Origin of the sequence: Martinezella rhizogenes, assembly GCF_007002745.1 — a bacterium.
GTDB lineage: Bacteria > Pseudomonadota > Alphaproteobacteria > Rhizobiales > Rhizobiaceae > Agrobacterium > Agrobacterium cucumeris.
In genome coordinates this window covers 214,372-239,733 of record NZ_SGNY01000003.1, presented here as the reverse complement: position 1 = coordinate 239,733, position 25,362 = coordinate 214,372, and the positions used below count along the sequence as shown (strand labels likewise).

The 25,362-nt window shown below is 58.7% G+C and carries 26 protein-coding genes and 2 pseudogenes; 20 read left to right on the top strand and 8 right to left on the bottom strand.

From position 1 onward, the window contains the following. The 7 genes and pseudogenes from ugpE to rsmI form a co-directional block, all read right to left on the bottom strand. Window positions 1-843, bottom strand: a complete 843-nt coding sequence (ugpE, locus tag EXN68_RS11295) for a sn-glycerol-3-phosphate ABC transporter permease UgpE (protein ID WP_142840892.1) — start codon at window positions 841-843, stop codon at window positions 1-3. 11 nt (window positions 844-854) lie between these two features. Then, complete coding sequence (locus EXN68_RS11290; RefSeq protein ID WP_193559514.1) at window positions 855-1,823, bottom strand: ABC transporter permease; 969 nt, start codon at window positions 1,821-1,823, stop codon at window positions 855-857. 83 nt (window positions 1,824-1,906) lie between these two features. Then, complete coding sequence (locus EXN68_RS11285) at window positions 1,907-3,205, bottom strand: extracellular solute-binding protein (RefSeq protein ID WP_046799279.1); 1,299 nt, start codon at window positions 3,203-3,205, stop codon at window positions 1,907-1,909. A gap of 144 nt (window positions 3,206-3,349) precedes the next feature. Continuing rightward, window positions 3,350-3,514: pseudogene (locus EXN68_RS28165) on the bottom strand (DapH/DapD/GlmU-related protein); the annotation flags it as partial. A gap of 225 nt (window positions 3,515-3,739) precedes the next feature. After that, window positions 3,740-3,877 (bottom strand): annotated as a pseudogene (locus tag EXN68_RS28160) (maltose acetyltransferase domain-containing protein); the annotation flags it as partial. A gap of 37 nt (window positions 3,878-3,914) precedes the next feature. Beyond that, the gene (locus EXN68_RS11275) at window positions 3,915-4,283 is read right to left on the bottom strand and encodes a YraN family protein (protein WP_142840890.1); all 369 of its coding nucleotides are present in this window, start codon (window positions 4,281-4,283) and stop codon (window positions 3,915-3,917) included. Beyond that, entirely contained in the window at window positions 4,273-5,214 is a 942-nt protein-coding gene (gene rsmI / locus EXN68_RS11270; RefSeq protein ID WP_137085833.1) for a 16S rRNA (cytidine(1402)-2'-O)-methyltransferase, read from the bottom strand. The genes EXN68_RS11275 and rsmI overlap by 11 nt, the downstream gene beginning before the upstream one ends. A gap of 267 nt (window positions 5,215-5,481) precedes the next feature. On the opposite strand from rsmI, the gene dnaN reads away from it, so the two are divergent. The 7 genes from dnaN (at window position 5,482) to EXN68_RS27650 (ending at window position 10,705) form a co-directional block, all read left to right on the top strand. Beyond that, window positions 5,482-6,600: a DNA polymerase III subunit beta gene (gene dnaN, locus EXN68_RS11265; protein WP_142840889.1), complete on the top strand. Its 1,119-nt coding sequence runs from the start codon at window positions 5,482-5,484 to the stop codon at window positions 6,598-6,600. 196 nt (window positions 6,601-6,796) lie between these two features. After that, on the top strand, window positions 6,797-7,390 hold the full coding sequence (gene pmtA / locus EXN68_RS11260; RefSeq protein ID WP_142840888.1) for a phospholipid N-methyltransferase PmtA: 594 nt from the start codon (window positions 6,797-6,799) through the stop codon (window positions 7,388-7,390). Between the two features lie 95 nt (window positions 7,391-7,485). Further along, window positions 7,486-8,082: a histidine phosphatase family protein gene (locus tag EXN68_RS11255; RefSeq protein WP_142840887.1), complete on the top strand. Its 597-nt coding sequence runs from the start codon at window positions 7,486-7,488 to the stop codon at window positions 8,080-8,082. Window positions 8,083-8,086: 4 nt separating this feature from the next. Continuing rightward, entirely contained in the window at window positions 8,087-8,794 is a 708-nt protein-coding gene (gene pyrF, locus EXN68_RS11250; RefSeq protein ID WP_142840886.1) for an orotidine-5'-phosphate decarboxylase, read from the top strand. A gap of 17 nt (window positions 8,795-8,811) precedes the next feature. Continuing rightward, the gene (locus EXN68_RS11245) at window positions 8,812-9,099 is read left to right on the top strand and encodes a DUF1330 domain-containing protein (protein ID WP_142840885.1); all 288 of its coding nucleotides are present in this window, start codon (window positions 8,812-8,814) and stop codon (window positions 9,097-9,099) included. Between the two features lie 120 nt (window positions 9,100-9,219). After that, entirely contained in the window at window positions 9,220-10,200 is a 981-nt protein-coding gene (locus EXN68_RS11240) for a complex I NDUFA9 subunit family protein (protein WP_142840884.1), read from the top strand. Window positions 10,201-10,549: 349 nt separating this feature from the next. After that, window positions 10,550-10,705, top strand: coding sequence for a hypothetical protein (locus EXN68_RS27650; RefSeq protein ID WP_006310141.1), 156 nt, complete (start codon window positions 10,550-10,552; stop codon window positions 10,703-10,705). Between the two features lie 97 nt (window positions 10,706-10,802). Here EXN68_RS27650 and EXN68_RS11230 read toward each other — a convergent pair whose 3' ends face one another. Continuing rightward, on the bottom strand, window positions 10,803-11,609 hold the full coding sequence (locus EXN68_RS11230) for an undecaprenyl-diphosphate phosphatase (RefSeq protein WP_142840882.1): 807 nt from the start codon (window positions 11,607-11,609) through the stop codon (window positions 10,803-10,805). A gap of 157 nt (window positions 11,610-11,766) precedes the next feature. Between EXN68_RS11230 and EXN68_RS11225 the strand changes: the two genes are divergently transcribed. The 13 genes from EXN68_RS11225 to guaA all read left to right on the top strand — a co-directional run bounded on the left by EXN68_RS11225 (window position 11,767) and on the right by guaA (window position 25,330). Further along, the gene (locus EXN68_RS11225) at window positions 11,767-12,459 is read left to right on the top strand and encodes a glutathione S-transferase family protein (protein ID WP_142840881.1); all 693 of its coding nucleotides are present in this window, start codon (window positions 11,767-11,769) and stop codon (window positions 12,457-12,459) included. 124 nt (window positions 12,460-12,583) lie between these two features. Beyond that, window positions 12,584-13,741: a tRNA epoxyqueuosine(34) reductase QueG gene (gene queG / locus EXN68_RS11220; RefSeq protein WP_161991299.1), complete on the top strand. Its 1,158-nt coding sequence runs from the start codon at window positions 12,584-12,586 to the stop codon at window positions 13,739-13,741. A 3-nt stretch (window positions 13,742-13,744) separates the two neighbouring features. Beyond that, the gene (locus EXN68_RS11215) at window positions 13,745-14,617 is read left to right on the top strand and encodes an SDR family oxidoreductase (RefSeq protein ID WP_142840880.1); all 873 of its coding nucleotides are present in this window, start codon (window positions 13,745-13,747) and stop codon (window positions 14,615-14,617) included. A gap of 427 nt (window positions 14,618-15,044) precedes the next feature. Then, a complete protein-coding gene (locus EXN68_RS11210) occupies window positions 15,045-15,413 on the top strand; it encodes a septal ring lytic transglycosylase RlpA family protein (protein ID WP_035219318.1) in 369 nt (122 codons plus the stop codon). A 60-nt stretch (window positions 15,414-15,473) separates the two neighbouring features. Next, a complete protein-coding gene (locus tag EXN68_RS11205) occupies window positions 15,474-16,763 on the top strand; it encodes an RsmB/NOP family class I SAM-dependent RNA methyltransferase (protein ID WP_142840879.1) in 1,290 nt (429 codons plus the stop codon). Between the two features lie 155 nt (window positions 16,764-16,918). Further along, window positions 16,919-18,196, top strand: a complete 1,278-nt coding sequence (locus EXN68_RS11200) for an imelysin family protein (RefSeq protein ID WP_142840878.1) — start codon at window positions 16,919-16,921, stop codon at window positions 18,194-18,196. 58 nt (window positions 18,197-18,254) lie between these two features. Next, window positions 18,255-19,778: a di-heme oxidoreductase family protein gene (locus EXN68_RS11195; protein WP_142840877.1), complete on the top strand. Its 1,524-nt coding sequence runs from the start codon at window positions 18,255-18,257 to the stop codon at window positions 19,776-19,778. Next, a complete protein-coding gene (locus tag EXN68_RS11190) occupies window positions 19,778-20,899 on the top strand; it encodes an imelysin family protein (RefSeq protein WP_142840876.1) in 1,122 nt (373 codons plus the stop codon). The genes EXN68_RS11195 and EXN68_RS11190 overlap by 1 nt, the downstream gene beginning before the upstream one ends. Window positions 20,900-20,903: 4 nt before the next feature. Next, entirely contained in the window at window positions 20,904-21,998 is a 1,095-nt protein-coding gene (locus EXN68_RS11185; protein WP_142840875.1) for a DUF1513 domain-containing protein, read from the top strand. A gap of 51 nt (window positions 21,999-22,049) precedes the next feature. After that, window positions 22,050-22,502 carry a TspO/MBR family protein gene (locus EXN68_RS11180; protein ID WP_142840874.1) on the top strand — a complete coding sequence of 151 codons (453 nt, stop codon included), beginning with the start codon at window positions 22,050-22,052 and terminating at the stop codon, window positions 22,500-22,502. 82 nt (window positions 22,503-22,584) lie between these two features. Then, on the top strand, window positions 22,585-23,034 hold the full coding sequence (locus tag EXN68_RS11175) for a PaaI family thioesterase (RefSeq protein ID WP_065114661.1): 450 nt from the start codon (window positions 22,585-22,587) through the stop codon (window positions 23,032-23,034). After that, window positions 23,031-23,669, top strand: coding sequence for a 5'-methylthioadenosine/S-adenosylhomocysteine nucleosidase (locus EXN68_RS11170; RefSeq protein ID WP_142840873.1), 639 nt, complete (start codon window positions 23,031-23,033; stop codon window positions 23,667-23,669). Before EXN68_RS11175 ends, EXN68_RS11170 begins: the two co-directional genes overlap by 4 nt. Window positions 23,670-23,752: 83 nt before the next feature. After that, window positions 23,753-25,330, top strand: coding sequence for a glutamine-hydrolyzing GMP synthase (gene guaA, locus EXN68_RS11165; RefSeq protein WP_142840872.1), 1,578 nt, complete (start codon window positions 23,753-23,755; stop codon window positions 25,328-25,330). The last annotated feature ends 32 nt before the right edge of the window (window positions 25,331-25,362 follow it).

Below are 25,362 nucleotides of genomic sequence, written 5' to 3'. Positions count from 1 at the left end.
TTATTTATCGCTCTCGGTGAGGCCCTTGATGAACCAGCGCTGGAATACGATGACGATCAGCACCGGCGGCAGCATGGCCAGAACGGCGAGCGCGAAAGCTTCGTTGTAATCGGGAATTTGCGAACCAACCCAGACCTGCAGGATCGACTTGATGCCACGCATCAGGGTGAAGAAACTCTCATCCGTCGTCATCAGCATCGGCCAGAGATACTGGTTCCAGCCATAAACGAACATGATGATGAAGATCGCCGCCATCATGGTGCGCGACAGCGGGATGATAACATCGATGAAGAATTTGAACGGCCCTGCCCCGTCGATACGGGCGGCCTCCAGCAATTCTTCCGGAATGGATTTGAAGAACTGCCGGAAATAGAAGGTGCCAGTTGCAGACGCCAGAAGCGGCACGATCAGGCCGGTATAGGAGTTCAAGAGGCCAAGTTTGCTCATCACCTCGTAGGACGGCATGATGCGCACCTCAAGCGGCAGGAGCAGCGTCGTAAAAATGATCCAGAAGGCGAGTGTGGCAAAGCGGAAGCGGAAATAAACGATCGCATAGGCCGCCGTCATCGACAGCACGATCTTGCCAACGGCAAAACCAATGCCGAGAATCAGCGAATTGAGCACCATGTTGAGGCCGGTAATCTGCCCGGTGAAGCCGCCCTTCTGCGTCAGGACCTTTTCATATGTTTCGACGAAATTGTCGCCCGGAATGATCGCCAGGCCGCTGCGATGGATTTCCGCCGCCGTATGCGTCGAGGTCATGAAAGCCACGACAACAGGCAATATCAGGAACAGCGCGCCTGCTATCAGCACCAGATGGTCGAGGGGTTTTGTCTTGTACATCGTCTTTTCCCTCAATTGTAATGGATGCGCTTCTCGATGAAGCGGAACTGGATGATGGTGAGGACGAAGACGACCAGCATCAGAATGACGGACTGGGCAGAAGAACCGCCGATGTCATTGCCGCGGAAACCGTCGAGAAACACCTTGTAGACCAGCGTGATCGGGTTATTGGCCGCCTTGTCCTTCACCATTACGTCGATGACGCCGAACGTGTCGAACAGGGAATAGGTGATGTTGATGATCAGCAGGAAGAAGGCGGTGGGCGCCAGAAGCGGCATGATGACCGTCCAGAAGCGGCGAAAGCCAGAGCGGCAATCAATGGCAGCTGCCTCACGCACAGCGACGGACACGCCTTGCAGGCCAGACAGGAAGAAGATGAAATTATAAGGGATCTGCTTCCACACGGCGACGACGACCATGGCAAAGGCCGTGTCGAAATAATTGAGGCCGACCTTCATGTCCCAGCCGAAAAACGCCGCCATCTTGACGAAGGGGCCGATATGCTGGTCGAAAAACATCATGCCGATGAGGCCTGCGACTGGCGGCGCGATGGCATAAACGGAGATCAGCAATGTCTTGTAGGTCGAACTGCCGCGAATGACCGCATCCGCCTTGACGGCCAGCAAAAGGCCGAGCGCCAGTGAAAAGAAGGTCACCAGGATAGTGAAAACGACCGTGAACTTGGCAATGTTGAGATATTCCGGATTGAATATCGCGTCCGAATAATTGGCGAAGCCCACGAATGACGCCCCGAACCCGAAAGGGTCTTCGAGATAAAACGAGGACTGAATGGCCTGAGCGGACGGCCAGTAGAAAAAGATGAAAATCACCGCGAGCTGCGGCGCCAGAAACAGATAGGGTACGAAGGACGAGGAGAACTGTACGCGCTTCATGCCGGCTTCAGCGGGCTTGGCGGGTTTTCCAGCCTTTGCGGACCAGCCGGATAAAAACCGGCGCGGTTGAGACGATGTATAGGCCACGCTTGCGCCTCCTTATCCAGAAGCGAGCCTCCCTTCCGTCGGAAAGGAGGCTCGACAACGATCATTGGTTTCGAAAAGATCGATCAGCCGGCCGTCTTGGCGAAACGGGCCAGAAGGTCGTTGCCTTCCTTCTCGATGATGTCGAAGGCGTCCTTCGGCGTGACTTCGCCGGAGAAGATGCGGTTATATTCGCGTTCCATGACGGCGCGGATCTGCGGGTAGAAGCCGAGGCGATAACCCTTGGACCATTCGCCGCCCGGCAGCGACAGCTGCTGGATGCCGACTTCGGCGACCGGCTTTTCCTTGTAGAAGCCTTCAGCCTTGGCCTTTTCGTAAGCGGCCTTGGTGATGGCGACGTAACCGGTGGCCTTGTGGTAGAAGACCTGGATTTCCGGCGAGGTCAGGAACTGGAAGAAGTCAGCCACGCACTTGTTTTCGGCTTCGGACTTGCCGGACATTGCGAAGAGGGCAGCGCCGCCGATGAAGGAGTTGGTGCCAGCGCCCTTGATGGAGCCCCAGTAGGGAAGGAAGGTTGCCGAGAACGGCATGGTTGCCGTCTTCTGCAGGCCACCGAACGAACCGGAAGAACCGATCCAGAAAGCAACCTTGCCTTCTTCAAACGGCTTCTGGTTGTCGTTCCAGCCGGCGCCGTAGTAAGCGAACAGGCCCTTGTCCTTCCAGTCCTTCAGCTTGTCGAACATCATGACGAGGTTCGGATCGGTAAGCTTCAGCTTGGTATCGGTGACGCTGTCGTAGCCGTTATTGTTGGTGGCGAACTGGATGTTGTTGCGGGAGAAGAAGTTCTCCGTGAACTGCCAGGTCAGCTGCGACTGAACGAGCGGGATATAACCGGCTTCTTTCAGCTTCGGCGCAACCTGTTCAAACTCTTCCCAGGTCTTCGGTGCTTCGACGCCGGCCTTCTTCAGGGCTTCGTCGTTGACATACATGATCGGAGCGGAGGAGTTGAACGGCATGCCGACGAACTTGCCGTCAGCTGCAGCGTAGAAATAACGCACGCCGTTGATGAAGGCTTCGCGGTCGAACTTGTAACCGGCCTTGTTGATGAGGTCTTCCGCAGGAATGACCGCGCCCTTGGCGTTGATGATGGTGGCAGCGCCGGCATCGAAAACCTGGAGGATGTTCGGCTGTTCGCCGGAACGGAAGGCGGCGATGCCGCTGGCCAGGGCTTCTTCGTAAGAACCCTTGGAAACCGGCGTCAGAGCGCATTCCTTCTGGGCTTCGTTGAACTTCTGGGAAACTTCGTTGATGACTTCGCCGTTACGGCCGCCCATACCGTGCCACCAGGTGATGTTGGTCGCAGCCATGGAAGACGTTGCCGAAATGCTGACCGCCACTGCGGCCATGGAAATCTTCTTCAACATTACTAAATCCTCTCCACCATTTATTGGGATGAGGATGCGAATAGAGGGGTTCCATGACGCCTCTTTAACAGTTTCATGTCAGATTTGTTACGGCGCCTGTTAATGAACTCCGTTCTTTCAAAAATGGATGTCTCAGGCGTCCTTGCGCTTTATCGGCCGGGCCGGATTTCCCACCACCGTCGCGCCGGGCGGCACACCCCGCGTCACCACCGAACCAGCACCGACAATCGCCCCATCACCAATGGTTACGCCGGCCAACAGGATTGCGCCGCCGCCGATCCAGACATCACGGCCGATTGTCACCGGTTTTGCGATTTCAACGCCTTGCGCGCGCGGAACCGGGTCCAGATGGTGTTCAGCACAATAGATCTGCACGGCGGGGCCGAGCATTGCCCCATCGCCGATCACCACCCTGGCGGAATCGAGAATGACGCAGCTGGCGTTAAGATAGACATTCCTGCCCAGCGTGATGTTGAAGCCATAAGCGCAATGAAACGGGGCTTCGATAAATGCGCCTTCCGCGACAGAGGCGAAGAGGGCGTGCAGCAGCGGTGCCATGGCTCCGCGCTCATCCGGCAGCGCGGTATTGTGCTGGTGAACGGCCCGGCGGGCGCGCCAGCGCAGCCCATCCAGCTCGGCATCCATGCAGCTGTACCATTCGCCCGCGGCCATTTTTTCCCGCTCGGTGGACATTGCCTTCCCTCCCCCCTCAAAATGCGTCAATGAAATGCTGCGGCAGGCGTCGCGGCAGAATGGCGACGATATCGAAGCGCAGCGAAAACCGGGCAGCATCCCCGCGACGGGAGAGCCAGAGATCGGCGGCGGCCCGGATGCGCTGCTGCGAATGGAAGCCGACCGCATCGATAGCCCCCAGCCCGGAAGATCGCGCCTTGACCTCGATGATAGCAACGACATCCCGCTTGCGGGCGATGAGGTCGATTTCCCCCAACCGGGTACGATAACGAATGGCGAGGATGCGATATCCCTTCGCCAGCAGATAGAGTGCGGCCCAATATTCCGCCGTGCGACCGCGCCGCTCGGCCTTGCGTCTTCTGTTCCTTTGCGCGTCAGCCGCCATCCCTGTCCTTCATGTCCAGCAGCCGTTGATAAAGCTCCTTGCGTGGCAGGCCGGTCAGTTTCGATGCCTCGCCCGCGGCCTTGGCGGCAGGCATGGTCGCGACCAGATCCTTAAGGAGCTTTTCGACATCCTCGATATCGGGAATTTCGTCATAGGAGGGCGGCTCGATCAGAAGTACGATCTCGCCCTTCACCACGCGATCCTCGTCATAATAATCGGCAAGCTCGCTGAGCGTGCCGCGCCGGAATTCCTCGAAAGTCTTGGTCAACTCGCGACACACCACGGCGCGCCGGTCGCGGCCAAGCACTTCCGACGCCACCTTGACGGTGGTGCCGATGCGGCGCGGCGATTCAAAAAAGATCAAAGTGGCGGGGATTTTCGCAAGTTCGGCAAACCGATCGCGCTTGCCGCGATCCTTCACCGGCAGGAAACCCGCAAACAGAAAGGCATCACTCGGCATGCCCGATCCGACAAGGGCGGCGAGCGGCGCAGATGCGCCCGGCACCGGCACGACGCGATGGCCCGCTTCCAGTGCCAACTGACCAAGACGATAACCGGGATCGGAAACGAGCGGCGTTCCGGCATCCGATACCAGTGCCACGGATTTTCCGGCTTCCAGGGCGGCGATGAGCTTCGGCCCCGCTTCGTTCGCATTGTGCTCGTGGTAGGCGAGCGGGCGCGTGCGAATGCCGTAGCGTTCCAGCAGGATACGGGTGACGCGGGTATCCTCGCAGGCGAGAACATCCGCCGAAGCCAGTGTCTCCAGCGCGCGGATGGTAATATCGCCGAGATTGCCGATGGGGGTGGCCACGAGATAAAGCGCCGGCTCCAGCGGTCGTGCCGGAATGGTGGCCGTCCCGATCCTGAATTCCCTTGTTGCCTGCCTGGCATCGCTGTTCGATAGTTCTTCCGTCACACGGCTTCCAATCATTCTGGCCGATTATTGCCGGCCGGTCGCTCCGGTTTTCCTCCTTTATGGGCAATAGAAAACCGGCGAACAAGGTCCATGGACGGCTCCATCCTGTGGATCATGCTGTATAGCAGCAAAATGAGCCGAGGCAGACGCACTCGGCTCTTGCATTTTCTGCAATAACTCTGCCATTTTGCCCGTCCACATTATCCGGCTTTTTTGCCGGTCAAGACTCTTCTTGCCGATCCGGCGGTGGCCGGTTCGCAACGGTTGAAAGCGGTAGCGTCCATGCGTATTACTCTTGAGCGGTCGAACCTTCTTAAATCGCTGAACCACGTGCACAGGGTTGTCGAGCGTCGTAACACGATCCCGATCCTGTCCAACGTCCTGCTTCGCGCATCCGGCGCCAATCTGGACATGAAGGCGACCGACCTCGACCTCGAAATCACCGAAGCAACACCGGCCATGGTGGAACAGGCGGGCGCCACCACCGTGCCGGCGCACCTGCTTTATGAAATCGTGCGCAAGCTGCCTGACGGTTCCGAGGTGCTTCTGGCCACCAACCCTGATGGCTCCACCATGACGGTTGCCTCCGGCCGTTCGAAATTTTCGCTGCAATGCCTGCCGGAAACCGATTTCCCTGACCTGACAGCTGGCACCTTCAGCCATACTTTCAAGCTTAAGGCGACCGATCTGAAGATGCTGATCGACCGCACGCAATTTGCGATTTCGACCGAAGAGACACGTTATTACCTGAACGGCATCTTCTTCCACACCATCGAAAGCGGCGGCGACCTGAAGCTGCGCGCTGTCGCGACGGACGGTCACCGTCTGGCGCGCGCCGATGTGGATGCCCCTTCCGGTTCCGAAGGCATGCCGGGCATCATCATTCCGCGCAAGACCGTCGGCGAACTGCAGAAGCTGATGGACAATCCGGAACTGGAAGTCACCGCCGAAGTCTCGGACGCCAAAATCCGCCTGACCATCGGTTCGGTGGTTTTGACCTCGAAGCTCATCGACGGCACCTTCCCGGATTATCAGCGCGTCATCCCGACCGGCAACGACAAGGAAATGCGCGTCGATTGCCAGACCTTCGCGCGGGCTGTGGATCGTGTCTCGACAATTTCGTCCGAGCGCGGCCGCGCCGTGAAGCTGGCGCTAACTGACGGCCAGTTGACGCTGACCGTCAACAATCCCGACTCGGGAAGTGCTACCGAAGAACTGGCCGTTGGTTACGACAATGATTCGATGGAAATCGGCTTCAATGCCAAATATCTCCTCGACATCACGTCGCAGCTTTCGGGCGAGGATGCGATTTTTCTGCTGGCGGATGCCGGATCGCCGACGCTCGTTCGCGACACCGCCGGCGATGATGCACTCTATGTTCTGATGCCGATGCGCGTTTAAACGGCTGTTTTTTTGCCAATTCAATCAAAAACGCCGGTGGATCGCTTCACCGGCGTTTTTTGATTCGGATGCTGCGCGTTTCAAGCAATAAGCGAATTTTTCCAGTTACGACATTTTGCCTTGTTTTTGCGCCAAATGAGATCAACAGTGCGTAACCGTTTTTTGACAATGACCAAAAATGTATCCGAGGGGAATTATGGCACTTAACCTGAAGCAACGCCTTGAGCAGAAATTTGAGGAAGAAATCCGCTTTTTCAAGGGCATGGTCAGCCAGCCGAAAAAAGTCGGCGCCATTGTCCCGACATCGTCGATCACGGCGAAGAAAATGGCGAGTGTCATCAATCCCCATTCCGGCCTGCCGGTTCTCGAACTCGGCCCGGGCACGGGTGTCATCACCAAGGCCATTCTGGCGCGCGGCATCAAGCCGGAAAGCCTGACGGCCATCGAATATTCAACCGATTTCTACAATCAGCTGCTCCGGAGCTACCCCGGCGTCAATTTCGTCAATGGCGACGCTTTCGATCTCGATGCGACGCTCGGTGAACACAAGGACCAGATGTTCGACAGCGTCATTTCTGCCGTGCCGATGCTGAATTTCCCAATGGCCGCCCGTATCAAGCTTCTTGACGGATTGCTGAAGCGCGTGCCGCATGGCCGCCCCGTGGTGCAGATATCCTACGGTCCGATTTCCCCGATCGTCGCGCAACCGCATCTTTACCACATCCGCCATTTCGATTTCATCGTGCGCAATATTCCGCCGGCACAATTGTGGACCTATACGCGGGCCTGACCATTCGGCAGAATGGCTAAGACCGTCATTTCCCGGTCGTGACGGATGGTTAGGGTGTTGGTTTGCCCTTTCCATTGCCTTTGAGGATCGGTTTCATGCACGCGCTTTACATCACCCATCCCCAGGTCAAGATCGACCCGATGGTTCCCGTTCCCGATTGGGGGCTTTCGGACAGGGGTGCCGAGCGGGCGCGGGAGGCAAGCCACCTCCCCTGGGCACGGTCATTGCGTCGCATCGTTTCCAGCGCCGAAACCAAGGCGATCGAAACCGCCCGTATCCTCGCCGAAACCTCCGGTGCGACGATAGAGATTATCGAAGCAATGCATGAAAACGACCGGTCCGCCACCGGCTTCCTGCCGCCGCCGGAATTCGAAAAGGCGGCGGACTGGTTCTTCGCCCATCCTGACGAGAGCTTTCACGGTTGGGAAAGGGCGATCGACGCGCAGGCACGGATCGTCAGCGCCGTCAAAGCTGTTCTCGACAGGCACGAACCACAGCAGCCCATCGCCTTTGTCGGCCATGGCGGCGTGGGTACGCTGTTGAAATGCCATATTGAAGGCCGCGGCATCAGCCGCGCCAAGGACCAGCCACCGGGCGGCGGCAATCTTTTCCGCTTTTCCATCGCCGAGTTTTCACTTGCAGCCGCGTCGCCCACATGCGACTGGACGGCAATGGAAACATGGCAGGGATAAGACAATGACCGCGCGCGAAAAACTCATCGTCGGGCTGGATGTTCCGACTGTGCAGCAGGCCGAAGACATCGTGTCGAAGATCGGCGACGAGGTTCTGTTCTACAAAATCGGTTATCAGCTGGTATTCGCAGGCGGTCTCGAATTTGCGCGTGACCTTGTTCAGAGCGGCAAGAAGGTCTTTCTCGACATGAAGCTGCTCGATATCGACAATACCGTTGCCTCCGGTGTCGAAAACATCGCCCGCATGGGCATGTCGATGCTGACCCTGCACGCCTATCCGAAAGCCATGCGCGCCGCGGTCAAGGCGGCCGAAGGCTCCGGCCTCTGCCTGCTCGGCGTCACCGTGCTGACCTCGATGGACGACAGCGATCTGGCGGAAGCCGGTTACGCCTCGGATGCCCGTTCGCTGGTGCTGCGCCGGGCGCAACAGGCACGCGAGGCTGGTATGGGCGGCATCGTCTGTTCGGCCGAGGAATCGACGGCGGTGCGCGAAATTCTCGGTCCGGACCTTGCCGTCGTCACCCCCGGCATTCGCCCGGCCGGTGCGGATCTCGGCGATCAAAAGCGGGTGATGACGCCTTACGACGCCATCAAGGCCGGCTCCAGCCATCTGGTCGTCGCCCGTCCGATCGTCAGGGCGGAAGACCCGAAGGCGGCAGCCCGCGCCATTCTTGATGACATGCTGCGCGCCAGCTTTCCGGCCAATCACTAACGACAGGAGGAGATGAAATGGCAAAGGGATATTGGATCGCCCGCGTCGATGTGCGCGACAATGAGCGTTACAAGGACTATGTCACGACAGCGAAGCCCGCCTTCGAGCGGTTCGGCGCCAATTTTCTGGCCCGTGGCGGCGCATTGACCGAACTGGAAGGCAAAGCACGCGGACGTAACGTCGTCATCGAGTTCCCCTCCGTACAACATGCCATCGACTGTTATAATTCGCCGGAGTATCAGGCCGCGGCCAAAATCCGTCAGGAAGTCGCTGATGCGGAGATGCTGATCGTCGAAGGAATTTGACGCTCGTCAACCGCATTTCCAAAGCCTGCCCCTGCCGCGCGATAACATCTCTTCACCTGCGCGCGGCTTTGGGCTAAGAGACTGAAAAACGCTTTATCGACAGCTTCTGAGGAGCCTCCCATGACCTTGGCCAACCTTCCACCCCTCGTCACCGTTTTCGGCGGTTCGGGTTTTGTCGGGCGGCATGTCGTGAGAATGCTCGCCCGGCGCGGTTATCGCATCCGCGTTGCCGTGCGTCGCCCGGATCTTGCCGGTTTCCTGCAGCCGCTCGGCAATGTCGGCCAGATTTCCTTTGCCCAGGCGAACCTGCGTTATCGCGACTCCATCATCAAAGCCGTCGAAGATGCAGACCATGTGGTCAATTGTGTCGGCATCCTGACCGAAAGCGGCCGCAACACCTTTGACGCCGTGCAGGAATTCGGCGCCAAAGCGATTGCCGAAGCCGCCCGTGACACAGGCGCGACGCTGACGCATATCTCCGCCATCGGAGCGGAAGCAAATTCGCAGACCGGCTATGGCCGCACCAAGGGCCGCGCCGAAGCCGCCATTCATTCCGTTCTGCCAGGCGCGGTGATCCTGCGTCCGTCGATCATTTTCGGACCGGAAGACGATTTCTTCAACAAATTCGCCAAGATGGCCCGCAGCATGCCGTTCCTGCCGCTGATCGGCGGTGGAAAAACCAAATTCCAGCCTGTTTATGTCGAGGATGTCGCCGAAGCCGTCGCCCGCAGTGTCGATGGCAAGCTGAAGCCCGGCGCAATCTATGAACTCGGCGGTCAGGACGTGATGACGTTCCGCGACTGTCTTGAGGCAGTTCTTGCAGCAACTTATCGTCAGCGTCCTTTCATCAATCTGCCTTTTGGCGTCGCCTCGATGATCGGCAAGATCGCTTCACTGGTCCCGCTCATCACGCCGCCGTTGACCGCCGATCAGGTGACCATGCTGAAAAAGGACAATGTCGTTTCCAGCGAGGCGGAAAAGAACGGCCTGACACTCGAAGGCATCGGCATCAATCCCGTTCGTGTCGCTTCGGTTCTGCCCTCCTACATGGTGCAGTACCGCACACATGGTCAGTTCTCCAACGCCGGAAAAGCCGCCTGAAGCTGCACTTCAGGCATCGCCATTCTGAACGGAAGCGGGAGCCATTCCCGCTTTTTGTTTTTGCGCGATTGAATTGCAACCAAACCGCTACTGGCGCATTTCTCCCTCAACTGAAGGGGAGGTGCAGCATCAACAGGGACGGCGTTGCAAAGCCGGGTAAAAGTTAACGGCCATCTGGCCGCAACACGTAAGCGTGGCACAAGCGCAACTGTGGAAAAGACTTCGCATTAACCCGGTATTCAGCAAGCTCCTTTATTGATATTGGCCACATTCCAAACATATCCCGGACCCTCAATTCACACACGGCGGCATGATCCGCACGAACGAACGTCTGAAAGGCAATCATAAAATGGGCAGATCTATCGCACTCTTTTTTGCGTGTGCGGCTTTGGTGGTTCTGGCGGGTTCTTTCATGGCGCCGGGAACGGTTGCGGCGGGCAAGAGCGGTTGCGCTCCCGCTTACGGCGTCGATCCCTGCGCGACGGCTTCGATCAGCGCCAACTGATCAGCCTCTAAAAGCTTCAAAGAAAAAGCGCCTCCGGTTTTCCGGGGCGCTTTTTCGTTTTCAGGTCGGCCATTCAAGACGGCCGGCATTCACTGGCTTAACCAAAAACCAGAAGTGCGATCAGCCCCAGCGAACCGATGACGATGCGCCACCAGGCGAAAGGCGCAAAACCACGCCGCGAGACGAAGTCCAGCAGCGAGCGCACGACAAACAGGCCGGAAACGAACGCCGCGATGAAACCCACGGCAATCAGCGCGCCGTCATCAAAGCTCAGCGCATCGCGGTTCTTGTAGAGATCGAGGGTGAAAGCGCCAAGCATGGTCGGCATCGCCAGGAAGAACGAAAATTCGGCGGCAGAGCGCTTGTCCGTACCCATCAGTAGCGAGCCGACAATGGTAGCACCCGAGCGCGATGTGCCGGGGATCATCGCAAGGCACTGGAACAGGCCGATCTTGAACGCGAGCGACGGCGGATAATCCATGATGTCGGTATATTTCGGTTTTAACGGCATGCGGTCGACGGCAAGCAATATGACGCCGCCGATAATAAGGACGACACAAATCAGCATCGGTGTTTCGAACAGCACCGTCTTGATGAAGTCATGCGCCAGAGCCCCGATCACCGCCGCCGGCAGGAAGGCAAGCGCGACGGCCATCACGAAGCGGCGCGCCTTGGCGCTGGTCGGCAAAGCGAGTGCGATCGATACAAGTTTTTGAAAATAAACAAGAAGGATAGCGAGGATAGCGCCGAGCTGGATAAGGACGGCAAAGGTGTTGCCGGGTGATTTGAAGCCGAGGAAATGCCCGGCCAGCAGCACATGCGCCGTTGAGGAAACGGGAATAAACTCCGTCAGACCCTCGATAATGCCCAGCAGAAGCGCGCTGATGATCGATTGGTCACCCATGAGGTATCCTTTTTTCAGGGGAAAGCGGCAATGGAAAGCAATTGCGTTAAACTTGTTTTAAAGTAGCCAAGCTCTTATAGCGTCTTGATGAAGCGAAACTGAAAAAGTTTTCCGGCAAATGCCGATCATGACAACCAATCGTAAAAATTGAGTACCGATGCCAACTCTCTATCATTCTCCGATGTCGACCGCATCCCGGTTCGTTCGTCTGATCCTCGCAGAATACGGGTTCCAGACCGATCTCGTGGAAGAGCAGCCGTGGGAAAGACGACGGGAGTTTCTGGCGCTCAATCCGGCCGGCACCCTGCCGGTCTATCTGGATGACAATATGCGCTCGCTAAGCGGGCCTTATGTGCTTGCCGAGTTTCTTGACGAAACGCATGGGGTTTTGAAGCGCGACAGGCGACTTCTGGCAGAAGACCCGTTTCAGCGGGCGGAAATCCGCCGCCTGACCGAGTGGTTTCTGCAGAAGATGGAAAATGACGTAACCCGGCCGCTGGTGCGGGAGCGGGTTTATAAATTGCAGATGACAACCGCGCAGGGTGGCGGGCCGCCGGATTCCAAGCTGTTGCGTACTGCCCGCAACAATATCCGCCAGCATATCAAATATCTGGAGTGGCTGGCCGGTTCGCGCACATGGCTTGCCGGCGACCGGTTGAGCTATGCAGACCTTGCCGCCGCAGCCGGTGTTTCGGTGCTGGACTATCTTGGTGAAATCAACTGGCTCGAGGCGCCGATTGCCAAGGAATGGTATCAGCGGCTGAAATCAAGGCCTTCCTTCCGACCGTTCCTGAGCGAACGCATTCCGCGCCTTGCGCCCTCCTCCCACTACGCCGATCTGGATTTCTAAAATACGGTCTTCTGGTTATTTGCTGCGGCCTGCGGCTGTATTTAACGCATGTCATTGTCCCGAAACCGCTGCACACTTTCGGGCGACATGCACTATATATGCCGCAGAATAACCCTCGGGAGACATGACCATCGACGTCGCCAGCGACAAACAGCAGATACGCGCCCGAAAGCTGACGGACTTCGTTCGTCAGGAGGCGCTTTCGCTCGGCTTCGATCTGTGTCGCATTACCGCGCCGGACTGCATTCCACTGGCGCCGGAACGGCTGAGGCTGTTTCTCGACAAGGGTTACCACGGCACCATGGCGTGGATGGAGGAAACGGAGGCTCGCCGAGCCCAACCGAAAACGCTGTGGGGCGACGTGCGCTCCATCGTCATGTTCGGCCTCAATTATGGCCCGGAGGAGGACCCGCGCGGTATTCTTTCGAAACCGGACAAGGCAGCCATTTCGGTCTATGCCCGCAATCGCGATTATCACGACATTATCAAGGGACGGTTGAAAGAGATTGCCACCCGCTTTGCCGCACGTGCAGGCGAGGATGTGAAGGTCTTTGTCGATACCGCGCCGGTCATGGAAAAGCCGCTTGCCGCCGCCGCCGGGCTTGGCTGGCAGGGCAAACACACCAACCTCGTCAGCCGCACCCACGGTTCCTGGCTGTTTCTCGGCAGCATGTTCACCACCGCCGAGCTCTGTCTTGATGAGGCGGAGAAGGACCATTGCGGTTCCTGCCGCGCCTGTCTCGATGCCTGTCCGACGGCCGCTTTTCCGGCCCCCTATCAGCTCGATGCACGCCGCTGCATCTCCTATCTCACCATTGAACACAAGGGGCCGATCCCGCACGAATTCCGGCCGTTGATTGGCAACCGCATCTATGGCTGCGACGATTGCCTTGCCGCCTGTCCGTGGAACAAGTTCGCAGCTAGCGCCTCCGAGATGAAATTGCAGGCGCGCGAGGATCTGAAGGAACCTTCCATTTCTTTCCTGCTGACACTCGACGATGCCGCCTTCCGCAGCTTTTTCAGCGGCTCCCCGGTCAAACGCATCGGCCGCAACCGGTTTATCCGCAACGTGCTGATCGCAGCGGGAAACTCCTCCGACCGGCAATTCGTGGAACGATGCAAGGCACTTGCCGAAAGCGATTCCTCGCCGGAGGTGCGCGGTATGGCCGCATGGGCTTTGTCACGGCTTATGGACAGGGAAGAATTCCGTACATACTCTGCCAGCCGCGCCCCGGAGACTGATCCGGAGGCGGAAATGGAATGGCAATTGGCAGAGGCGTGACGCATGCATGTGATGATTTTCGGCGCGGGATATTCGGGAAAAGCCATCGCAAACGCGCTGAAACCCGCGGCTGGTACCATCTTCGGTACGACCCGCAGTGAGAATAAATTCCCGAACCTCGAAGCCGCAGGCATGACACCGTTCCTTTTTGACGGTGTTCGTTTCAATGACGATCTCATCGCCGCGATGGGCAATATCACACATCTCGTCCAGTCCATCGCGCCCGGCGGGCAAGGCGATCCGCTGCTGGCGTTGCTGGGCAGCGATCTGAAACGGTTCCTGCCGAAGCTGGAGTGGGTGGCTTATCTTTCCACCGTCGGCGTTTATGGCGATCATGATGGTGCCTGGGTGGATGAGGAAAGCCCCTGCCGCCCGGTTTCCGCCCGTTCCGTGGAGCGCGTCGCCGCCGAAGCCGCCTGGACGGCAGCTGCCGAAAAAGCAAATGTGCCGCTTGTCACCCTTCGTCTGTCCGGAATTTATGGCCCCGGACGCAATGCCTTCATGAATTTCGAAAAGGGAACGGCGCGAAGGCTGGTCAAGAAAGATCAGGTGTTCAATCGCATCCGGGTCGAGGATATCGGTGCGGCACTTGCCTTTCTGGCGAGCAGGAACGAACGCGGTATCTTCAATGTCACCGATGACGATCCCTGCCCGCCGCAGGATGTCGTGAGCTTCGCCGCGATGTTGATGGGTGTGGAGCCGCCGCCCGAACAGGCGTTTGAAACCGCCGATCTGACGCCTATGGCGCGCTCCTTCTACGGCGAGAACAAGCGTGTTTCCAACGCCAAAATACGCAGCCTCGGCTTTAATTTCGACTTTCCGGAGTACAAGATCTCGCTGACGAAGTTGTGGGAAAATGGTCTCTGGCGAGGCTGAAGACGAGGCCGTTAAAAGCGATGAAAAATCCTTCCAAACCCACTTTTGAGGATGGTTTTCGTCGCATTTTGGTCAATTAGGACTTTATTAACCAAACAAAATTCACTAAAATCATAGCAATTAGAAAAATATTTCACTCACATTTCGTGAAGTGGATTCACGAAGCCGTGACTTGCAACAGCATTTCGATTGCGCATTGATTCTGCGTTATTTTTTCCATTTTTATATCCGTCTATCACACGGACACCTTTCCGGCTAACGATCACGAATGTTACAGCCTGTAACACTTCGTGATTTGAGCTTAGCTTTTTTTCGCCATTTTTCCCTCGCCCTACAATCTCGCATCAAAAGGCGTTCAGGCCAGTTCATGGTCGTTTAGCAAGGGCACAATCAATCGGCGCGGGGCCGATTTTCAGGGAAGCACAGTTTGTTGAATATCCGTCGTATAACTTTCACCGCTGCAACTATAGCCGCCTGTTCCATCATCGCGCCTCTTCAGGCGAATGCGGCAAATGGTTGTGGAGGCGCATCGTGGTATGCGTTGACCTCCAAGACTGCTTCGGGCGAGCGTATGAACGCCGCCAATCTGACCGCCGCGCACCGCTCGCTGCGGTTTGGCACCAAGGTCAAGGTTACCAACGCGCGCAACGGCAAAGCCGTGGTGGTGCGCATCAATGACCGCGGTCCGTTCATCAAGGGTCGCGTTCTCGATCTTTCCAAGGCTGCCGCCAAGAACATCGGCATGATCAGTTCCGGCACTGCCAAGGTCTGCTACGAGATCGTCAAGGCCGATTGAGCCTTGCCCTCGCCGCCATTCGCGTCTACCAACCGGGCTTATCAGCAAAAGAGGTAGACAATGCGTTTGGGCGGGCGTTTGGCCGGAGCAATCGAAGTATTGGCGGATATTGAAGGGCGCAAACGTCCTGTCGCCGATGCATTGAAGGACTGGGGGCTTGCCCATCGTTTTGCAGGCTCCGGCGACCGGGCCGCGATCGGCAACATCGTCTATGACGCGTTGCGCATGAAACTGTCGCACGCCTGGCTGATGGATGATGACAGCGCAGCCTCGCTTGGCTATGCCGTGCTGCTGCGCCAATGGGGCAAAAGCTTCTCGGAACTGGCGGCGGAATTCGATGGCGACAGGTTCGCCCCCGCCGCACCAGACGAACAAAGGCAGCAGGCCTTTCTTTCCCGCTCTCTCGGTGACGCGCCGACCCATATTCAGGGCGATATTCCCGAATGGGTGCAATCTTCCTTCGAAACGGCATTTGGCGAAAACTGGCTCACTGAAGCGCAGGCGCTGAATGAGCGGCCGACCCTTGACCTGCGCGCCAACACGCTGAAGGCAACCCGCGAAAAAGTTTTGAAGGCACTTGAGGAAAGCGGCGCGGAAGCCACGCGTATCGCCCGTCAGGGTGTTCGCATCCCTGCCGGTGAAGGCCCCTCCCGTCTGCCGAATGTGACCGCCGAACTCTCCTTTCAGAAGGGCTGGTTCGAGGTGCAGGACGAAGGCTCACAAATCGTTGCCGATCTCGCCGGCGCGCATGAGGGCGAACAAATCCTCGATTATTGCGCCGGTGGCGGCGGCAAGACGCTCGCCATGGCCGCCAGCATGAACAATAAAGGCCAGGTTCACGCCTTCGATGCCGACCGCAAACGGCTTGCGCCGATCATCGAGCGGCTGAAGCGGGCCGGCACCCGCAACGTGCAGGTCCATGACCGTACCGCCGGGCTTGTGCCCTTCCAGGGAAAATTCGATCGCGTTCTGGTGGATGCGCCCTGCACCGGCACCGGCACATGGCGCCGCCGCCCCGATACCAAATGGCGGCTGACGGCACGTAATCTGGAAGAACGCGTGCAGCAGCAGGGTGAGGCGCTGTCGCAGGCCAAGGGTTTCGTGCGCCCGGGTGGCGAGTTGCTTTATGTCACCTGCTCCGTTCTGCCTGAAGAAAACGAACAGCAGGTCCGGCGTTTCTGTGAGGAAAATCCCGAATTTGTCATCGGTTCTGCTCTGGAGCGCTGGCAGACGACTTTCGGTGCAAATGCGAACAAACCGCATTCCTCCGACGGAAAGACACTGGCGTTGACGCCTGCAACCACAGATACGGACGGTTTCTTCTTCTGCTTGATGAAACGCAAAGCATAAAAGCCGATTTGCACGCGCTGATTTTACTTGGGAAATGCCACGCGATCTTGTTTTAAAGCATTCTAAACTAGAATGTTTGACACAAGTTTGTGATTGGGTCAGAACTCGCTGGCCGCAGCGTGAAGTCTTTTCACGCCTGCCCAAGGAGAGGGATCATGATCCGCAAAACCATTCTCAGCGCCTCTTTCGCGCTTCTTGCCGCATCGGCGGCTTTCACCGCGCTTCCTGCACAGGCCGCCACTGACGCGGCTGCCGTCGTCAAGCACTACGCCGATGTCGCGCATGCGAAATACGAGGATTCGCTGACCACGGCGAAGGCGCTGGACAAGGCGATCGATGCGTTGATTGCAACGCCGAGCGAAGAGACGCTGAAGGCCGCCCGCGAAGCCTGGATCAAGGCGCGTGTTCCCTACCAGCAGTCGGAAGTCTACCGTTTCGGCAACCCGATCGTTGACGATTGGGAAGGCAAGGTGAATGCCTGGCCGCTGGATGAAGGCCTGATCGATTATGTTGACGGTTCCTACGGCACGGAAAGCGACGAGAACGAACTTTACGTCGCCAACCTCATCGCCAATCCGAAGATCAAGATCAGTGGTGAAGAGGTCGATGCCTCCAAGATCACCCCTGAACTGATCGAGAGCCTGCACGAGGCGGGTGATGTCGAAGCCAATGTGACCACCGGTTACCACGCCATCGAATTCCTGCTCTGGGGCCAGGATCTGAACGGCACCGGACCGGGCGCGGGCAACCGTCCCTATACCGACTACGACAAGGCAAAATGCACCAACGGCAATTGCGACCGTCGCGCCGATTACCTGAAATCCGCCTCCACCCTGCTGATCAAGGATCTCCAGGAGATGGTGGACACCTGGGCGCCGGAAGGCGAAGCCACCAAGACGGTGGAAGCCGATCCGAAAGCCGGCCTCACCGCCATTCTCACCGGCATGGGTTCGCTTTCTTATGGCGAGCTGGCCGGCGAGCGCATGAAACTCGGCCTTCTGCTGCACGATCCGGAAGAGGAGCATGATTGCTTCTCCGATAACACCTATAATTCGCATCTGAACGACGCCATCGGCATCGCTTCGGCCTATACCGGTGAATATACCCGCGTGGACGGCACGAAGATGACCGGCGCCTCGCTGGCGGAACTGGTCGGCGCCAAGGACAAGGCGCTGAACGACGAAATGACGGCGAAGCTGAACAAGACGCTCGACGCCATGCATGCGATGGAAAAGCGCGCCCAGACCGTTGAAGCCTATGACCAGATGATCGGCGAAGGCAACAAGGAAGGCAATGCCGTGGTTCAGGCGGCCATCGACGGTCTCATCGACCAGACGAAGACTGTTGAACGCGTCATCGCCGCACTCGATCTCGGCAAGATCGATCTCGAGGGCTCTGACAGCCTCGATAACCCGAACGCCGTCTTCAAATAAGCGGCAAGACGGGCCGCAATGCACTGCGGCCCGTTTCTCCCATGCGCTCCTGATTTCCATGGAATTGTCACTGCTGCCGATCCGCAAGCCGTTTTTCTTCGCCGGGGCAGCCTGTCTTCTGGCATCGGCAACGCTTGCCGCGCCGTTGCGTGATGATCTGACGAAGAAAGACCGCAGCCGTGTTGAGGCCGTGACCGCGCCGACGACGGATTTTACGAAACCGGAGCCCTTCGAGGCCATGTCCGGTGGCGCGACAACCAGCAACAACAAACCCGACAGCGGCGCATTTTCGCATCCTTCCGCCACCATGCCTTTCGAGCGGAAGCAGGATTTCAAGCTCGGCAATGCGCTGTTCCAGAAGCTCTGGGTCTCCTCTCCCTCCTCCACCCAGGCATCGGACGGGCTGGGACCGCTTTATAATGCCCGGTCCTGCCAGACCTGCCATGTGAAGGACGGCAGGGGCCGCCCGCCTCTTGCCGGGGAAGACGCCGTCTCCCTGTTTCTGCGGCTGGCGCGACCGGCCCGAAACGAAGCGGAACGGGCCGCGCTTGCGCGCCACGAGGTGCTGAGTTTTCCCGACGAAACCTATGGTCACCAGCTTCAAAACCTCGCCATTCCCGGCCTTGCCGCCGAGGGCAAGCCGGTCATCAACTACATTGAAACGCCGGTTCGGCTTGCGGATGGCGAAATGGTGATGCTGCGCAAGCCCACCTATGCCGTAGCGGACCTCAACTACGGCCCGCTTGGCACCGACACGACACTTTCGGCGCGGATCGCCATGCCCACGCTCGGGCTTGGCCTGATCGAGGCGATCAGCGAGGCCGATATTCTGGCCAAAGCCGACCCCGATGACAAAAATGGCGATGGTATCGCCGGGCGTCCGGCATGGGTCAGGGATCATCGCACCGGTGAGGTGAAACTCGGACGGTTCGGCTGGAAAGCCCAGAATGCAAGCGTGCGCGATCAGAGCGCCAGCGCCTTCTCCCACGATATCGGCATCTCCACACCGGATGCGCCGAACGCTTATGGCGATTGCACCGATGCCCAGAAGGACTGTCTGGCCATGCCGACCGGCGTGCAGCCGCGGCTGGGGCCAGTGGAAGCCCCTGACCCGGTTCTCGATCTCGTGACCTTCTACACCGAAAACCTCGCCGTGCCGCAGCGGCGCAATGCCGGTGATGCGACCGTTCTGCAGGGCAAGCAGCTGTTTTACACCTCCGGCTGCACGGCCTGCCACACGCCGAAATTCGTGACCCGCCGCGATGCCAGCGACCCGATGCATTCTTTCCAGCTGATCTGGCCCTATTCGGATTTCCTCTTGCATGACATGGGAGAGGCGCTTGCAGATGGCCAGCAGGTGGGTGAGGCGAATGGGCGGCAGTGGCGCACCCAGCCGCTCTGGGGCATCGGCCTGACGCAGAGCGTCAACGGCAACGGTTTTTACCTGCATGACGGGCGGGCGCGCAGCCTGACGGAAGCGATATTGTGGCACGGTGGTGAAGGGCAAAAAGCGCGCGATGCCTTTGCCGTCTTGCAAAAATCCGACCGGCAGGCTTTGCTGGCTTTTCTGGAGTCCCTTTGATGAAAAATGCCATGCGAAAAATATCCGGCCTTGTTTCCGTGCTGCTGCTTTTGACCAATCAGCCGGCGATGGCACAGGATGTGGAACTGATGCCGCCGCCGCCGCTCGACCCCGCACAGGTGCGGAGCGTTATGGAAAAGGCGGTGAACGGCTTCATTCGCCCCGGTTATGACCACTTCCGGCAATCCGCAGACAGGCTGGAAGGCAGCATGAAGGCTTTCTGCGCCGCGCCCTCCAAAACAACGGATGAGGCGGCTAAAGCGGCCTTTGCCGATACCGTGGCGAACTGGTCGACCATCGAGATCGTGCGGGTCGGTCCTGTCATCGAGCAGAACCGTTTCGAAAGGGTGCTTTATTACCCCGACAAAAAAGGCCTCGGACTGAAACAGGTGCAGCGTTACCTCTCCGAAAAGGATGAAAGCGTCACCAGCGCCGACGGCCTGAAGGGCAAGAGCGTCGCGGCACAGGGGCTTGGCGCGCTGGAATTCGTGCTTTACGGCACTGGCGCGGAAGAACTGCTCGACAAAAAGGGCGATTTCCGCTGCCGCTTCGGCGCAGCCATCGCCGGCAATATCGCCAATGTGGCGGCCGAGCTTTCCGACAGCTGGAATGCCCCTGACGGCGCGCAGAAAAACTGGACCCAGCCGGGGCCGGACAATCCCGTCTTTCGAGACGAGCGCGAGGCCCTGGTTGCCCTGCTCGGCATTCTCGTGCATGGCTCCGAAGCGATCCGTGACCAACGGATCGAAACCTTCTACAAGGGGCCGGACAAGGCGCGTTTTCCACGCACCGCCATTTACTGGCGCTCCGGCCTGACGTGGAAAAGCATCTCGGCAAACATCAAGGCCGTTCAGACCCTGCTGCACACCGCCGATATGGTCGAACTCGTGCCACCCGACCAGCGCTCCATCGTCAATTCCATCGACTTCATCGCCAAATCGATGATCCGCATTTCCGGAACGATCGATACGAATGTCGAAAAGGCACTGGACAAGGATGATCAGCGCGCCAAGGTGGATTATCTGCTCCTCAACGGCAAAGACCTGATCTATCGCCTCAATGACCAATATGGCGGCGCCATCGGCCTCAGCTCCGGCTTTTCCTTCGCCGACGGGGACTGAGCCGATGATATCAGGCGCCAAGCGGATGTTGATAGATCGGCGCAGCTTCATCAGGGCAGCGGGTATTCCCTTTCTTGCTGCGTTGGCTCCCCGTTCACTTCATGCACTGGAACGGGCAGACGCGGTCTTTGCCTCCGCCTTCCGCGCCCGTGACGGCTCCTACGGCATTGCGACGGTGAGCGAACGCGGCGAGATCATTGACCGCGTTGCGCTTCCCGCCCGCGCCCATGGAATGGCGACGAGCCACGCGACCGGCATGGCGGTGGCCTTCGCGCGCCGGCCCGGCACCTTCTTCATGGCTTTCGATCCCGCGCGGCACCGCGAGCCGATCGTGATGCACACGCCGGAGAACCGCCATTTTTATGGTCACGGGCAATTTTCGCCCGATGGGGCGATCCTCTATGCCAGCGAAAACGACTTCGACGGCAATCGCGGTGTTATCGGGTTATACGACGCCAAAAACAGATTTACCCGCATCGGTGAATATGATGCGCACGGCGTCGGTACGCATGACATGACGGTGAGCGATGACGGGCGGCTGATCGTGATCGCCAATGGCGGCATCGAAACCCATCCGGATTTCGGCCGCACAAAACTCAATATCGACAGCATGCAGCCGTCTCTCGTGCTTCTGGACGCCGCAACCGGGCAGCTGATCCAGAAACATACGATGCCGGACGGGCTGCGGCAGCTTTCCACCCGCCATGTCGATCTTGGCGATGACGGCCGCATCTGGTTCGCCTGCCAATATGAGGGGCCGCGCAACGATCTGCCGCCGCTTGTCGGCCATTTTGCCAGGGGCGAGGACCTGGCCTTCGTCGATCTGCCGGAGGAAACAACGGTGCGCCTTGCCAATTATGTTGGAGCCATCGCCGTCAATCGGCGCGAGGGACTGGTGGGCCTGACCTCGCCCAATGGCAATGCCGCCGTGACACTGGATGCGAAAACCGGGCGGGTGGTTTCAGAGGTAAGCGTGCGCGAAGCAGCGGGCGTTGCCCCCGCCGCCAAGGGCATTGCGGTTTCTTCCTATGACGGATTTTTCGAGGCGCTGCGCAGCGACGTGGCATGGGACCAGCATATCGTGCGTATCTCCAGCTAAAATACTGAAAAGGCACGGGAACAAAAGCCCGGCAGGCGCATTTGATGCGTCATGAAAAACCTGACCGTGTACGTTGTTTTTGTGGTTGTCGTTGTTGCCATCGGGGCTCTGATCGGCGTCAACAATGTGCCGGGTGAATGGTATCAATCGCTGCAGAAGCCTTTCTTCAATCCGCCCAACTGGATTTTCGGGCCCGTCTGGACCGCGCTTTACGTGCTGATCGGTATCGCCGGTGCACGCACATGGATCAGGAAGCGGATGGGAACGCGCATGCGCCTCTGGTTCACCCAGATGGTGCTGAATTTCCTGTGGTCGCCGATCTTTTTCGGCATGCAGAGCCCGGCGGGCGCACTGGTCATCATCATTCCGATGCTGGTGTGCATTTTGGCGTTCATAGCCCTTACCTATCGCCGTGACCGCATATCCATGTGGCTTTTCGTGCCCTATGCGTTGTGGGTTGCCTTTGCCAAAGTGCTGAATGCGAGTATCGGCATCCTGAACTAATTTCTCCCTGCCCGGCCCTTGCCTTGCCTGCCGTCCCGCGCCATGTCAGTTTGCGATGGGACTTAAAGCAGGCAGGTAGGCCATGGAGATCACGGATCCCGGCGATTTTCGTCAGCGGATAGAAAGAAGCTTTGCGCGACAGGGCGTGGTGCAGGCAATCGATGCTGAGATCAGCCGCATCGAACACCGGCTCGTGGAAATCGAACTACCCTTCCATGAAAAGCTGACGCAGCAGCATGGCATATTGCATGCCGGCGTCATCGCCGCCGGTCTGGATACGGCCTGCACCTATGCCGCCTATACGATCATCGAACCGGAAGCTTCGCTTTTGACCATCGAGTTCAAGGTCAACCTCATGTCGCCGGGCCGCGGTGAGCGGTTCCTGTTTCGCGGCGAGATCATCAAGCCCGGCAACAACCTGATCGTCGCCGATGGCCGCGCTTATGCCCTTGCCGACGGTCCCGCGAAGCTGATCGCCTCCATGACTGGCACGATGATGGTGGTGAAGGGTCGCGAGGATATTACCGGATGAGCTACCGGCTTTTGCATGTTGCGGATAAATCCGTTCTTTTCGTCATGGCGGCCTCGGCCGAATATGGTCCTCATCTGCAGGCAAGAATTTCCCCCCTCATGACCGGCGTCGGCCCAGTCGAGGCGGCGATTTCGGTCACGGCAGTTCTTGCCGGTCTCGATGCAGCGGATCATCTGCCTGATCTCGTCGTTTCGCTCGGCTCAGCCGGCTCGCGGACGCTGGAACAGACGGGCATTTATCAGGCGATTTCAGTTTCCTATCGCGACATGGACGCCTCGCCCTTCGGCTTTGAAAAGGGGCGCACGCCGTTTCTAGACCTGCCGGCCGAGGTGGCGCTCCCCTTCCGCATACCCGATATTGCCGAGGCGCGGCTTTCCACCGGCGGCAACGTGGTTTCCGGCGCTGCCTATGGGTCGATCGATGCCGATATGGTGGAAATGGAGACCTTTGCCGTTTTGAGAGCCTGCCAGCGTTTCGGTGTGCCGCTCATCGGCCTGCGCGGTATTTCCGATGGCAAGGCGGATGTGAACCACGTGGACGACTGGACGGAGTATCTGCATATCATCGACGAAAAGCTGGCAGATGCCATCGACCGGCTTTGCCGCGCCATTGAGGAGGGCGTGATCGCCCTTTGAAACCTTGCGATTTTCGCAAATTTCCGCTGGTTGATGCCCGCTTGCGGGTTGCCTAAAGCCGCCATTTTCTTTAAAGGCTCGCCATGACCCAGATAGCCCATCCCGACAGCATTCTCATCATCGATTTCGGCAGCCAGGTGACGCAGCTCATTGCGCGCCGCATCCGCGAAGCCGGGGTCTATTGCGAAATCCATCCGTTCCAGAATGCCGCAGAGGCGTTTGAGAAGCTGCAGCCCAAGGGCGTGATCTTCTCCGGCGGCCCCGCATCCGTGACAACGGAAGGCAGCCCGCGCGCACCGCAGGCAGTGTTCGACAGCAAGGTTCCGATCCTCGGCATCTGCTACGGCCAGCAGACGCTCTGCACACAGCTCGGTGGCGTGGTGGAAGGCGGCCATGCGGCGGAATTCGGCCGCGCCGATATCGACATCAAAAAGGCAAGCCCGCTGTTCGACGGCTTCTGGGAACAGGGCAAGAGCTATCCGGTGTGGATGAGCCATGGCGACCGCGTGACGAAGCTGCCGGAAGGTTTCGAGGTCATCGCGACCTCCGAAAACGCACCTTTCGCCATCGCAGCCGACGAGGCGCGCCACTATTACACCACCATGTTCCACCCGGAAGTGGTGCACACGCCTGACGGCGGCAAGCTGCTGTCCAACTTCGTGCACAAGATCGTCGGCTTGAAATCCGACTGGACGATGGCGGCCTACCGCGCCGAGATGATCCGCAAGATCCGCGATCAGGTCGGCACCGGCCGCGTGCTCTGCGCACTCTCCGGCGGCGTCGATTCCTCGGTTGCGGCCATCCTCATTCATGAGGCGATCGGCGACCAGCTGACCTGCGTTTACGTCGATCACGGCCTGATGCGGCTTGGCGAAAGCGAGCAGGTCGTCGGCATGTTCCGCGACCACTACAATATTCCGCTGGTTCATGTGGACGCCGCTGATCTGTTCCTCGGCGAACTCTCGGGCGTTTCCGATCCGGAAGCAAAGCGCAAGACCATCGGTCGTCTGTTCATCGAAGTCTTCGAGGCCGAAGCGGCCAAGATTGCCGCCGATGGCAAAGGCGCACCGAAGTTCCTGGCGCAGGGCACGCTTTATCCTGACGTCATCGAAAGCGTTTCCTTCTCCGGCGGCCCGTCCGTCACCATCAAGAGCCACCACAATGTCGGCGGCCTTCCCGAGCGCATGAACATGCAGCTCGTTGAGCCGCTGCGTGAGCTTTTCAAGGACGAAGTCCGCGCGCTTGGCCGCGAACTCGGCCTGCCGGAAAGCTTCATCGGTCGCCATCCCTTCCCCGGCCCGGGTCTGGCGATCCGCTGCCCCGGCGCGATCACCCGCGAGAAGCTCGATATTCTGCGCAAGGCGGATGCGATCTATCTCGACGAAATCCGCAAGGCCGGTCTCTATGACACCATCTGGCAGGCCTTTGCTGTGCTGCTGCCGGTTCAGACCGTCGGCGTCATGGGCGACTACCGCACCTATGACTTCGTCTGCGCGCTGCGCGCCGTGACCTCGGTGGATGGCATGACGGCGGATTTCTATCCCTACGACATGAATTTCCTCGGCCGCGCCGCCACCCGCATCATCAACGAAGTGCGCGGCATCAACCGTGTTGTCTACGACGTGACGAGCAAGCCGCCCGGCACGATCGAGTGGGAATAACGCCTACAATAGGCATAGCTTGGACGATGACG